This window comes from Saccharibacillus deserti (assembly GCF_013618475.1).
GTDB classification, from domain to species: Bacteria; Bacillota; Bacilli; order Paenibacillales; family Paenibacillaceae; genus Saccharibacillus; species Saccharibacillus deserti.
The window spans coordinates 25,093-37,392 of sequence record NZ_JABJVN010000012.1 but is presented as its reverse complement, the minus strand read 5'-3'; the positions used below and the strand labels follow the sequence as shown (position 1 = coordinate 37,392).

13 protein-coding genes are annotated in these 12,300 nt (G+C 55.7%); 1 reads left to right on the top strand and 12 read right to left on the bottom strand.

Going from position 1 to position 12,300, the window contains the following annotated elements; translation table 11 throughout:
- Positions 1-6: 6 nt before the first annotated feature.
- The 3 genes from HOP44_RS21410 to HOP44_RS21400 form a co-directional block, all read right to left on the bottom strand.
- Entirely contained in the window at positions 7-999 is a 993-nt protein-coding gene (locus HOP44_RS21410) for an ABC transporter permease (RefSeq protein ID WP_172257249.1), read from the bottom strand.
- A gap of 309 nt (positions 1,000-1,308) precedes the next feature.
- The gene (locus HOP44_RS21405) at positions 1,309-2,907 is read right to left on the bottom strand and encodes a response regulator transcription factor (RefSeq protein ID WP_172257247.1); all 1,599 of its coding nucleotides are present in this window, start codon (positions 2,905-2,907) and stop codon (positions 1,309-1,311) included.
- A complete protein-coding gene (locus tag HOP44_RS21400; RefSeq protein ID WP_246370000.1) occupies positions 2,904-4,727 on the bottom strand; it encodes a sensor histidine kinase in 1,824 nt (607 codons plus the stop codon). The genes HOP44_RS21405 and HOP44_RS21400 overlap by 4 nt, the downstream gene beginning before the upstream one ends.
- A 252-nt stretch (positions 4,728-4,979) precedes the next feature.
- On the opposite strand from HOP44_RS21400, the gene HOP44_RS21395 reads away from it, so the two are divergent.
- Positions 4,980-5,939: a glycosyltransferase family 4 protein gene (locus tag HOP44_RS21395; protein WP_172197090.1), complete on the top strand. Its 960-nt coding sequence runs from the start codon at positions 4,980-4,982 to the stop codon at positions 5,937-5,939.
- A 114-nt stretch (positions 5,940-6,053) separates the two neighbouring features.
- Here HOP44_RS21395 and HOP44_RS21390 read toward each other — a convergent pair whose 3' ends face one another.
- The 9 genes from HOP44_RS21390 to HOP44_RS21350 all read right to left on the bottom strand — a co-directional run bounded on the left by HOP44_RS21390 (position 6,054) and on the right by HOP44_RS21350 (position 12,132).
- Positions 6,054-6,566, bottom strand: coding sequence for a GNAT family N-acetyltransferase (locus HOP44_RS21390; RefSeq protein ID WP_172257245.1), 513 nt, complete (start codon positions 6,564-6,566; stop codon positions 6,054-6,056).
- 126 nt (positions 6,567-6,692) lie between these two features.
- A complete protein-coding gene (locus tag HOP44_RS21385) occupies positions 6,693-6,887 on the bottom strand; it encodes a YwbE family protein (protein WP_172257243.1) in 195 nt (64 codons plus the stop codon).
- 172 nt (positions 6,888-7,059) lie between these two features.
- A complete protein-coding gene (locus HOP44_RS21380; RefSeq protein ID WP_246369998.1) occupies positions 7,060-8,163 on the bottom strand; it encodes a metal ABC transporter substrate-binding protein in 1,104 nt (367 codons plus the stop codon).
- A gap of 13 nt (positions 8,164-8,176) precedes the next feature.
- Positions 8,177-9,049 (bottom strand): metal ABC transporter permease, encoded by an 873-nt coding sequence (locus tag HOP44_RS21375; protein WP_172257241.1) that lies wholly within the window; start codon positions 9,047-9,049, stop codon positions 8,177-8,179.
- A 5-nt stretch (positions 9,050-9,054) separates the two neighbouring features.
- On the bottom strand, positions 9,055-9,768 hold the full coding sequence (locus HOP44_RS21370; protein WP_172257239.1) for a metal ABC transporter ATP-binding protein: 714 nt from the start codon (positions 9,766-9,768) through the stop codon (positions 9,055-9,057).
- Positions 9,769-9,839: 71 nt separating this feature from the next.
- Positions 9,840-9,989 (bottom strand): 50S ribosomal protein L33, encoded by a 150-nt coding sequence (gene rpmG / locus HOP44_RS21365; RefSeq protein ID WP_141447238.1) that lies wholly within the window; start codon positions 9,987-9,989, stop codon positions 9,840-9,842.
- Between the two features lie 172 nt (positions 9,990-10,161).
- Complete coding sequence (gene rpsN / locus HOP44_RS21360; protein WP_172257237.1) at positions 10,162-10,431, bottom strand: 30S ribosomal protein S14; 270 nt, start codon at positions 10,429-10,431, stop codon at positions 10,162-10,164.
- Positions 10,432-10,485: 54 nt separating this feature from the next.
- Positions 10,486-11,691: a GTP-binding protein gene (locus HOP44_RS21355; protein ID WP_172257226.1), complete on the bottom strand. Its 1,206-nt coding sequence runs from the start codon at positions 11,689-11,691 to the stop codon at positions 10,486-10,488.
- Positions 11,692-11,871: 180 nt separating this feature from the next.
- Complete coding sequence (locus HOP44_RS21350) at positions 11,872-12,132, bottom strand: YqkE family protein (protein WP_172257224.1); 261 nt, start codon at positions 12,130-12,132, stop codon at positions 11,872-11,874.
- Positions 12,133-12,300: the final 168 nt, after the last annotated feature.

The following is a 12,300-nucleotide window of genomic DNA, read 5'->3' as shown; positions in this document are numbered from 1 at the left end:
CCCCCCTTACATGATGCTTTCTTTGGATACTTTTTTGAAGATGCCGTTTACCGTGAACAGCAGGATCACGCTGACAACGGAGTTGAAGATACTGATTGCGGTACCGTACGAGAAGCGTCCCATCTGCAATCCGTACTGCAGCGCATACAGTTCAAGCACCTGCGAGTATTCCAACACCAGGTTGTTGCCGAGGAGGAATTGTTTCTCGAAGCCAATCTGCAGCAGGTGACCGATCTGCATGATGAAAAGTACCGAGATCGTCGTCCGGATACCCGGAAGCGTAATGTGCCACATTTGTCTGTACCGGCTTGCTCCGTCGACGCGGGAAGCTTCATACAGCTCGGGGTCGATCCCCGTAATGGCCGCCAGATAGATGATTGTGTTCCAACCCATTTCTTTCCAAACGTCGGAAGCGGTTACAATGTACCAGAACCACTCGCCTTTGGCCATGAACTGGATAGGTTCGTTAATGATATGAAGTCCGACCAGCAAATCGTTGATCGCTCCGCCCTGCGTCGACAGCATCTTGGTCACGAGACCCGCTACGACGACCCATGATACAAAGTGGGGAAGGTAAGAGACCGTTTGCACGAAACGTTTGAACAGGATCCCGCGCAGCTCGTTAAGCAGGATGGCGAAGATAATCGGGATAATGAATCCGACAACCAGACCCATTACGCTCATCGCCAGCGTATTGCGCAGAGCGAGGTAGAAGCGGTCGTCCATGAAGAGGTCTTGGAAATGCTTCAATCCGACCCACTTTTGTTCAAAGAATCCTTTTGCCGGTTTGAAGTCTTGGAAGGCCATCGTCCAGCCCCATAACGGCAAGTAACTGAACACAAAAGCCCAAATAATGAACGGTAACGACATTAAATACAGATACCTTTGCTGCAGAGCAGTACGCCAGAAACCTTGCTTTTTGAAGCGCTTACCAGCGTTTGAATCGGCAGCAGGAGTACCCGGGTTTTTGGAAGTACCGCCTTTTGTGAGCGTTCCCATTTCTATAACCCCTCCTGATTTCTTTATGTTTTAATGATAAGCGTTTTCTTTGAAAGCGCATACCCTATGAATTTTAGACAAAATCATGCGAAAATTAGACATCAAAAATACCTCCTCCGAAAATCCGCAAAAAAATAGGGTGAAAATTAGAGTTGTTCCTCCAATTCTTCACCCGTCTAGGCTAAAAATTAGAGTTGTTCCTCTAATTCTTCACCCGTCTAGGCTAAAAATTAGAGTTGGTCCCCTAATTCTTCACCCTTTTGTTCTATGGAAAATGTCGGATCTTCACGAAAAAGATCGCGAAACCGTTTATTGCTCGCCGCTTTGTTCGCCGCTCTGCTGCTCGCCGTGCGATTCGCTGCGGTAAGCCGACGGCGACATCCCGACGTATTTGCGGAACTTCGAATGGAAGTAATCCGCGTTGGAATAACCGACTCTCGCCGCCACCTGATGCACTTTCAGTCCCTGGGCCAGCAGTTCTTTCGCTTTTTCGACCCGGACTTTATCGACAAACGCATTGAAATATTCGCCCGTGTAATTCTTGAACAGCTTGCCCAGATACCCGCTGTTGTAGCCGAACATCTCCGCCAGCAGTTCAAGCTTTAAGTTCTCGCTGTAATTGCGGCGGATAAAGTCGATCATCTGCTTCAGCACCGTGTCTTTGTTCGCTCCGCCGAAACGGTCGACCAGTTCGCTGAGACGCGCATGGACCTGACGCTTCAATCCGCCGTAGCTCTGGGCCTGGTTCACATCCGAGAGAAGCAGGCTGTGATAGAGCTGCGCCTGTTCTCCTGCCGAAGAACCGGCGGAAGACAGTTTGCCCATCGCAAGCGACAGCGTCCTGGAGTATTCTCCGCGCACCGCCGCTTCATCCATGCGCCGGCTCACGGCCGCCTGCTCCAGCTCGGCCAGAACCTTGTCCACGGCGTCGCGGCTGCGGATATCCAGCGCATAGTAGAGCTTGTCGCCCAACTGCGGTCCGTCTTCGGCTTCAACGGCGCCTTCGGCCGATTCCGCGGCGCTGAACAGCTGCTCGTAAGCGGAACGGTCGATGACCGAACCGTTTTCAAAAAAGAACCGCGCATGCAGCAGATGTTCGGCTTCCCGGAAAGAGGCGGGAAGTTCCGTCAGATCCTCGACGAGAGGGCCGCAGGACGCATGAAACTCCAATTCGCCCGCCGCTTCGGCCAGTTGGGCCCGCAGCGTCTCGCCGCATTCGACATGGTTCTGGCGGACAAGCAGCAGCCCGATATGGGAAGCGGCCGAGAACAGAATACTGCCGCCCCGCTCTTCGAACGATTCTTTTAACCGCTGACGGAATGCCGCATGCTGGCGCGACTCCGTTTCGACTCCGCCATGCGCATCCAACAGCGCGATCCGGTAAGCGGGCGCCGAAATCCCCAGTGCTTCGGCCAGCTTCGTTCGCTGCTCCCCGCCTTGCGGCTCGTCTTCGAACAGCAGCTCTTCGACCAGCTGGGCTTTGGGTAGTGACGCTTCCTGCTCGCTGCGCGCGGCCTGGGCATCCTGCTCGCGCTGCAGCAGATCGCGCACCCGGCGCAGCTCGTCGAGCAGTTCCTCTTCGTCGACCGGCTTCAGCAGATAACCGCTGACTCCGCTGACAATCGCGCGTTTGGCATAATCGAATTCCGCATACCCGCTCAGAATAAGGAAATGGGCCACGGAATTCTCTTTGCGTACTTTTTCGATCAGATCGAGTCCCGTCATTCCCGGCATCCGGATATCCACGATTGTCAGGTCCGGTTCGATCTGGCCGAACTTTTCCAGTCCCTCTTTGCCGTTCGACGCCGTGTCGACGATCTCGAACCCTTCGGCTTCCCAATCGACGATCGTGCGCAGGCCTTCGCGAATCATCGGTTCATCGTCCACAATCAGCACTTTATACATCATTTGTCCCTCCCGGCGGGTATCTTGAAATAAATTTGTGTTCCTTTGCCCAGCTCGCTCGAAATGCGCAGCCCGCATTCTTCCCCATAGGTCATAATCAGCCGCTGATGCACGTTGCGCAGTCCGATCCGGCTCTCTTCGCTTTCTTCTTTTTCGCGAATCGATTCTTCGACCTGCCTCAATCGCTCCGGAGTCATGCCCGCCCCGTTGTCGATTACGTCGATCAGCACTTCGTCGCCGATCTTCACGGCATGAAACGAAACGGCGCCTTCGGCTTCCTTGTTCTCCAATCCGTGGACGATAGCGTTTTCGATCAACGGTTGTACGATCAGCGGAGGCAGCAGCACTTCAAGCGTATCCGGTTCGGCCAGCAGTTCGTAATGCAGTCTGTCCCCGTGCCGGAACTTCTGGATATCGAGATAGGAACGAACCATATCCAGCTCGTTCTTGAGCGAAGTATGGCGATTCCCCAGTTCCAGATTGCGCCGGATCAATTTGCCGAGCAGCTGGACGGCGCGCGCGATATCCTTCTCCCCTTGGATATGGGCGCGCATCCGAATCGATTCGAGCGCATTGAACAGGAAATGGGGATTGATCTGGCTGGCAAGCATTTTGAGCTTGATCTCCCGCTGCATGACTTCGAGCCGGTTGTTCGCTTCGCTCGCCTCGTAGACCTGGCTCATCAATTCCTTGATATTGGTCACCATATAATTGAACTGCTGCGACAGCTGGCCGATCTCGTCCTGTCCGTCTATCCGGGATACCGTATCGAGGTCGCCTTCCGCTACGCGGTTGAGATTGCGGTTGAGCTTGAGCAGACGCGAGCTGATCAGCCTTGAATTGAAATAAACGGCGAGCAGGGCAAGCAGCAAAATAAAGACGATCAGACCCGCTCCGATCAGGCCGATCCGGTTGGCGTCGTGCACGATGCTGGCGGACGAAAAAGCGGAGACGATCGTCAGGCCGCTTTTGCTGGAGTCGGGAATAAGAGTATTGATCGAAACGCGGTAGTCGATCCCGTCGATCGCCCGCTCGAACGTCCGCTCCTGCTCTTTGTCGCCGACAGCCACTTCAAAGCCCATATCGCCAAGCGTGCGTCCAACCGATGAACGGTCTTTGGCCGCGACGATATAACCGTCTTCGTCGGCGACCATCGTATCGAACGGTTCCTGACTGAGCAGGGAGTTCAAATAGTTCGTATCGACCTGGATCACCAGTACGCTTCGCTTGCCCGTAGTCGGGAAAAAGATCTGCCGGACCAGGCTCAGCTGCTTTACGACGGGAGCCGTCGGATCGTTCATATCGTCCATATACATCCAATATATCGTCCGTTCCTTCATGGCCCGTTCATACCAGCCGGCGGCGCGGATCTCGCTGTTGGCGTTCATGAACTGCAGGTTGTCCAGCAGCGTCGGATTATCGGTAAACAGCTGGATGCCCCGAATTTCGCTGTAAGCGCGCACGTAATCGGTGAAATCGGTATACCCGCGGTAGGCGTTGACCAGTTCGATCGGATCTTCTTCCGAATAGAGCGTAGTCGCCACGCGCTCCATGTCCCGGTCCAGCAGCAGCTGGTTGGAGACGCTGATCGGAACGTTGAGCTGGTTCTCGATCTGCGTCTTGATCCGCTGCACGTTGTTTTCGGTCTGCTCCGTGGCCTTCTCCAGGGCGTCCTGCCTGAAATATTGAATCACGATAAACCCGACGATCAGCACCGGGATCATGACAACGATTACATAAAAAAAGATCAACTTGTTGCGTATTTTCATATCGTTCAGCCATCGGACAAAAGGTTGGGTCAATCTTCTCATCACGTATTTCATCCCCCGTGCATCCCGCGATTCGTCATGTCTTTCTCCTTGCCGGCCGCGCTGCGGCCTTTCTTCATCATACCACAGAAAGAAGCCGCTGTTCATCCGCGCTTACGGCCCCATTTTCCTCCGTTGCGAATTCGGAGAAAGCAGACTATACTGACAACAGTGCAAAGCTGCGGCGCGTCCCGTTTACCGACCGTTTGAGGAGCTGTTGAAGCCCGGTAAGCCGAAGGCACGCGCCGTTTGTTCTAAGGAGGGTATATGCATTATTTAGCCGCTTTTTTGCTGTCGCTGGCCGTGGCCCTGATCTTGATTCCGGTGCTTCGAAAATGGGCCGTGCAACTTGATTTCGTCGACAAGCCGCGTCCGGACAATGAACGCAAACTTCACCGCGAACCGATTCCGCTTATGGCGGGTATTGCGCTGTTCGTCGGTTTCGCCGTCACCTACATACTGTTCAGCGACATGAGCGGCCTCGAATCGGCCGCCGTACTCGGCGGTTCGCTGCTGATCCTGCTGATCGGCCTCGTCGATGACTGGTACAAGGTCAGCCGGCGCGAATTCCCGGCCCTGCCGAAGCTGATCGTGCAGCTGTTGGCCGCCCTGATCGTTTACCTGGCGGGCATCCGCTTCTCGGGATTCTCCAATCCGTTTACGGACAGCTACGTGGTGCTGCCGGAATGGCTGCAGCTCGTATTGACCCTGCTCTGGATCTTCGGCGTCACGACCGTCATCAACTTTACCGACGGCCTGGACGGGCTCGCCGGAAGTCTCGCGACCATCTCCGCAGGCACGCTGTTTGTGGTCGCGATTGCCCAGCAGCAGAGCAACTCGGCGATCATGGCGATCAGCCTGGTCGGTGTGGGGCTCGCGTATCTGAAATACAACAAACCGCCTGCCAAAGTCTATATGGGCGATTCCGGAGCGACGTTCCTCGGTTTCATTCTGGCGATCATCGCTTTGGACGGCGCCTTCAAACAGGCGACGCTGCTGTCGCTGCTCGTACCGATTCTCGCGCTTGGCGTACCGATCTTCGACAATATCTTTGTCGTGCTGAAGAGACTCAAGAACGGTCAGAAAATCTACGAAGCCGATGCCTCGCAGATCCATTACCGGCTGCTGTCGAGCGGCATGAATCCGAAGCAGGTGCTGTTCGTGCTCTGCCTGGTCAGTGTCTGTCTCAGTTTGTCTTCGATCATTCTGATTCTGCTGCCGTTTTGAACGGAAGCTTCTCGTCTGTCGCGCGCAAAAAGACCCCCGTACCCGATTTGTAGAATCGGTACGGGGGTCTTTTTGCGGCATCATCTGGTTCGGAAGCCGTACACCGGCCAGGATTCACTTCCGGTTCATCCGGTAATGAAGAAGCACCTGCGGTCCCACGGGACCTTCCTTGCGGTGGCCGCGGTCCTCGAATCCGGCCTGCTCATAAACGCGCATAGCCGCCTGGTTGTGCTGATTGAGAACCAATACGATTTCGTTCATGTCGGGGAAGTAATCGCTGACGAACTTGGGCAGCATGCCCATCGCCTGCTTCGCATACCCTTTGCCTTGATCGGGAAGATTGACCGACAGCGAACGCACAAGCATGGCCCGCGGCGATTCCGTGACGCTCCGGATTCGGTCTCCCCGGTGAAGCACGAAAAAACCGACAGGTTTCTTATCCGCCAGAATCACGATGGGGTGGCGGTCCCGGTCTTCCCTGCACAACTGGATAGCCCTAACCGGCAGTGCCGTATGTTTCTCCTGCTCCGCGGATACCTGATAGTCTTCGAACAGAGCTTTTTCATATTCCGGACGGAAAAACTTCAGCTCCACCTTGGGTTCTGTTCCCTGGGGCGTACTGCTCATCCTGCGTTCCTCCTGTCTTCCCTCCCGACCACCGCTGCGTCGGAAGTCGTATGAAGATGACGTCGTTACTCTACTATATAAACGCGAATATTCCTTCTCTAATCGCCGTTCGCCCGAATCGGCCGATCACTCGACGATCTGCTGAACCCGGCCTACCTGGCCGTCCTGCAGGCGAACCTTGATTCCGTGGGGATGCGTGGCCGAATTGGTGAGGAGATCCTTGACGACTCCGCGGGTCAGCGTACCGGTCCGCTGGTCTTTTTTGAGTACGATGTCGACCGTAATACCCGGCCGAATATTGGAGCGGTTTTTTCCGTTCATGACATTCTCTCCTTCTGGGTTGGCTTCCCTTATCATAACATAGAGGCCTCCTTGGCGGGAAAAACGAAAAAAGCCGCCGCCCATCGAGCGGGCGAGCGGCGGCGAATAGGCGCGGCGGCAGGAAGTAAGCGATTCGCCTACTTTTTCCCGGGAAGGAACCCCGCCTGCGAACTTATTGATTCAACGCGGTCCGAAGCGCTTCTAGATTCGCACGCATGACCGACAAGTAATCGTCGCCGGCGGCCATTTCTTCTTCGGTCAATCCTTCGAGCGGATTCAGTACGGAAGTTTCCGCGCCGACTTCCGAAGCGATCGTCTCGGCAACTTTCGACGAAACCAAAGTCTCGAAGAAGATCGTCTTGACGTCATGCTTTTTGGCGAATTCGACCACTTCCGACATTTCTTTGGCCGCCGGTTCCTGATCGGGCGACAAGCCCGCAATCGGAACCTGCGTCAGCCCGTAATCCCGTGCCAAATAGCCGAATGCGGCATGCTGTGTAATGAAATCCGTCCGCTTGGTGCCGGACAGACCTTCCTTGAATTCGCTGTCCAGCGCTTCCAGCTTGGCCGCGTAAGCGTCCGCATTGCTCTTATATTGATCGGCATGATCCGGATCGGCTTTTGCAAAGGCCGCCTGAATATTGCGGACTTCCTGTACGGCCAGGCGCGGAGACAACCAGACATGGGGATCAAGCCCTCCGTGGTCGTGCCCGGAAGCTTCTTCGTGGTCATGATCGTGGGCGGCTTCCGATTCGCCCTCATGGGCGTGGTCGTGCGCTTCTTCCGCCGCGGCTTCTTCATGGGCGTGGTCGTGTCCTTCTTCTTCCGAAGCTTTCATCACGCCGATATTATCGCTTGCTTCGACCGCCAGCAGTTCGGTATTCGAAGAAGCGTCCAGCACCTGTTCGATCCAGCTTTCCATACCTGCGCCGTTATAGACGAGCATGTCGGATTCTTCGATTCTCGCGATATCCTGCGGGGTAGGCTCCCAGTCGTGCGGCTCCGTTCCCGACGGCACGAGCAGTTTCACATCCGCCAGATCGCCGCCTACCTGGCGCGCGAACTCGTACATCGGATAGAAACTTGCTTCGACTTTCAATTTGTCCGCCGAAGCCGGCGTTTGTTCCGCCTCGGTACCGGCAGCGGACGAACCTCCGGCGGCCGTTCCGGCCGTTCCCGGATCGGCCGCGTTCGATGCGCAGCCTCCCAGGATCAGCATGAGGCTGAGCAGGAAAGCTCCGGTCGTATAGGTCATCGTTCCGTATTTTCTTTTCATCTTTGTCTCTCCTTCATATCGCTTGTTTGATTTCGCCGCGCCGCTCTTTCTTCCTGCGGGTGCCGGATTTTCCATGCCGGCGCCTGCTTATCCAGAGTCCCGCTTTGCGCAGGGCCATGCCGAGCAGCAGGAACGCCAGCAGAATCAGCGCGATCGTGCCTCCCGGCGGCGTATTTTCCGTATAAGAAAGGGCCAGACCGCTGAATATGCCCGTAAGGCCGACAAGGACCGCAATCACGATCGCCGAGAAGAACCCCCCCGCAATCCGCAGGGCCAGCGCCGCCGGAAGTACCAGCAGCGCCGATACCAGCAGGACGCCTACGATCGGCATGGCCGCGGCTACCGTCATACCGGTCAGTACCGAAAAAGCAATCGACAGCGCCCGCACGGGAACGCCGCTGATGCCGGCCGCTTCCCCATCGAACGTCAAATCGTACAGCGGCCGGCGGAATACAATAAAGAACAGCAGTCCCGCCGCAGCTGCGCCGCCGATCAGCCACAGCTGTGTCTCGCTTACGGCTACGATCGAACCGAACAAATAGGCATTGAAACTTTGCGAAAGCGTACGGCCGAAGCTCATCAGCACGACGGCCAGCGCAAGACCGCCCGTCATCATAATGGCAACCGGCACTTCCGCATAGGTACGGTAGACGCTGCGGAGGCGTTCGATCAGCAGCGCCGCAATGACGGCTGCCGCGAAACCTCCGAGCGAAGGGTTTACGCCCAGCAGCGATCCTGCCGCAACCCCCGCCAGCGACACATGCGACAGCGTGTCGGCCATCAGGACCTGTCGGCGAAGCATCAGGTAGACACCCAGCACTGGTGCAATCAGTCCGATCAGCGCCCCCGCCAGAAACGCGCGCTGCATAAATTCGTAAGCCAGCATAACCGTTACCCCATTTCCCAGCGATCTCCGTGCGCCGCTTCGCTTCTGTGCTCCGACGTTTGGACCGATTCGGTCTCGAAGCGTTCGAGCGTGACCACGCGGTCGAGAAAGCGGCCCGCTTCTTCCAGGCTGTGCGTGACCATGACTACCGTTACGCCGTGATGCTGCGCCTGATGCCGCATCAAGCGGTACAGGGCCGTACGACTCTTCACATCCATGCCTGTCGTCGGCTCGTCCAGGATCATCATGTTGGGACATTGAACAAGCGCTCTGGCAATGCATACGCGCTGCTTCTGTCCGCCCGACAGCTCGCCGATCCGGCGGCGTCTGAGTTCCCACATGCCCACCTGTTCCAGACTGTGGCGAACCCGCCGTTCTTCTTCGGCACCCAGTCGGCGAAACAAACCCAGCCTCGAATGGCATCCCGAGCGTACCAGCTCGATCACGCGGCTGGGAAATCCGGAATTGAATGCCGAAGCGTTTTGCGAGACATAGCCGATCACCGGTTTTTCCCCGCCAAACGCTTCGTGATTCAATTCGACGGTTCCGCTCCAGGGCTTCAGCAGCCCCAGCAGAATTTTCAGCACCGTCGTCTTGGCCGTGCCATTGGGCCCGACGATTCCCAAAAACTCGCCTTTATGCACATCCAGCGATACTCCGTTTACGACAGGCTTGTCGTCGTAACCGAATACGACGTTTTGCATGGAAGATAAGATCATATCGGCCACCCCTTACGTAATCATTACGATTTAAAAAGAGGCAAAAAAATTTGCCTCTTCTTCCTGGCTTCTTATCGCGTTTCCCGGTGGATCGTATATTTTTTCAGGCGCGGGGAATATTTTTTCAATTCCAGGCGTTCGGGATGGTTTCTTTTGTTCTTCGTAGTCGTGTAATTGCGATCTCCGCATTCCGTGCAGGCCAATGTAATGATGACTCTCATGATTGCACCCTCCTGTAATGGTTTGAAGCCGCAGCCCGGTCTGAAGCTGCCGCTCAGTTTCAATATTTCCGTAAACATTACGAATAAATCATAGTATATCGAAGTTGCGAATCCCTGTCAATCCGGATGCCGGATTCGATAGGAGTCTCCTGCCGTTGCAAGATCGTCCGGTTTACCAGCTGGCTTTCTTCACGCCGGGAATCTGTCCTTTGTGAGCCAGCTCGCGGAACATGATCCGGGATACTTTGAATTTGCGCAGATAAGCGCGGGGACGTCCCGTGATCTCGCAGCGGTTCTTGAGCCGGGTCGGCGACGAATCCCGCGGAAGTTTTTGCAGAGCGGCATAGTCGCCTTTTTCCTTCAATTCGCGGCGCAGCTCCGCATATTTCTCCACCATTGCCTGACGCTGCTGCTGACGTACCACTTTGGACTTTTTGGCCATCTCGATCTCTCCTTTTAGTTCAAAAATAAAATCCGGACCCGCTTCTCCGCCGAATCAAACGGGCAGCGCTTCGGCCGTCGCCCACGGAAGCGGATTGACGAATCCCGACCAGTCGGCGTTCATCTCGTTCTCGTCCAACAGACACGTATCCAGTTCCGCTTCCAATTGTTCGCGGTCCATCTCGATCCCGATCAGGACGAATTCCGTCATGCGGTCGCCCGCCGCCTCGTCCCAGCCTTCCCGAAGTTCCGGCTGCTGCTCCAGCAGTTCCGCCCGTTCTTCTTCCGGCAGTCCCGCGATCCAGCTTCCGGCCGGCCCGAACTGAATGGAAGGTCCCGCCTGGCTGAAATTGGCCGCCCAGTCCTGCTCGACCGCAATCCACATCAATCCTTTGGCCCGGACGACTTCCGCCGGCCATTCGGCCAGAACGTTCGCCAGTCTCTCCGGATGAAAAGGCCGACGGCGGCGGTAGACGAACGAACCGATGCCGTACTCTTCGGTCTCCGGCGTATGTTCTTCCTTCTGCAGCTCGCGGATCCAACCCGGCGACAGGCTGGCTTTTTCAAAATCGAACCGGTTCGTATTCAGCACTTCGGACAGATCGACTTCGCCGCGTACGCTGCGAATAATCTTAGCCGACGGCTGAAGCTTCCGCAGGACACCTTCCAGACGCTGCAGATCTTCTTCCGCGACGAGGTCGCACTTGTTCAGCAGCAGCACGTCGCACATCTCGACCTGATCGATCAGCAGATCCGTGACGTCGCGCAGATCATGCTCATCGTTCGCTTGTCCCCGCGCCAGCAGACTCTCGCCCGATTCGAAATCGTGCCAGAAGCGGTAAGCGTCGACCACAGTCACCATACAGTCCAGTCGTGCCAAGTTCGTCAGATCGACACCGGTCGTTTCGTCCGCATACGTAAACGTCTGCGCGATCGGCACCGGCTCGCTGATGCCTGTCGATTCGATCAGGATGTAGTCAAAACGCCCTTCGGACGCGAGCTTCTCCACTTCGCGCAGCAGATCGTCCCGCAGCGTGCAGCAGATGCAGCCGTTCGACATCTCGACCAGCTTTTCCTCGGTGCGCGACAAGCTTGCTTCGCCGGCCACCCGGCCCGCATCCACGTTGATTTCGCTCATATCGTTCACGATTACCGCTACTTTCAAGCCCTGACGATTGTGAAGGATATGGTTAAGCAGCGTCGTTTTGCCGGATCCCAAATATCCGCACAGGACGGTAACGGGAATCTTGGGGTTGTTCATTTTACCGCTCCTTATCAAAATAGTAATTATTACGATTAACAAAATGTACTATACTCTTCTTCGGGTAAAACTGTCAACGCCATTTCCCCGAAAACAAGCCGCGGCACGGCAAAAAACCCGGCATCGGCCGGGTTCTGCTGTCGATTCTTTGGGAATTTGCGGTTGTACGAGTTGCGGGCATCAATCGTACTTGTCGATCTTCTTGCTCTCGCTTTGGCCCAGCAGATATTCAAAGTCGTTCTCCAACCGTTTGCGTTCCACCTGTTTGGCTTCCAGCGCGAGGCGCTGCTCTTCCTGGCGGCGTTCTTCTTCGCTTGCTTTGAGTTCGTTCGCCTGGGCCTGCAATTTGGCGAGAACTTCGGGATTCAACATATCTTTCAGCGTCGCCGGTTTGTCCGAAGCGGACGGGCGGGCGGCAGGCTGTTTTTTCTTGGCGGCCATTGCGTGTTCCTCCCTTGTGTCGCGGTTCCTCTTGCAGGAACCTCTTTATTTTATTATACGGCGCTTGTTCCGGGAAAGGAACCCATATACAATTCGCAGCCCTGTGTATAAATAGATGGTTACACACAGATTGTTCTACCCCTATCCACAGATTTATCCACAAAAATA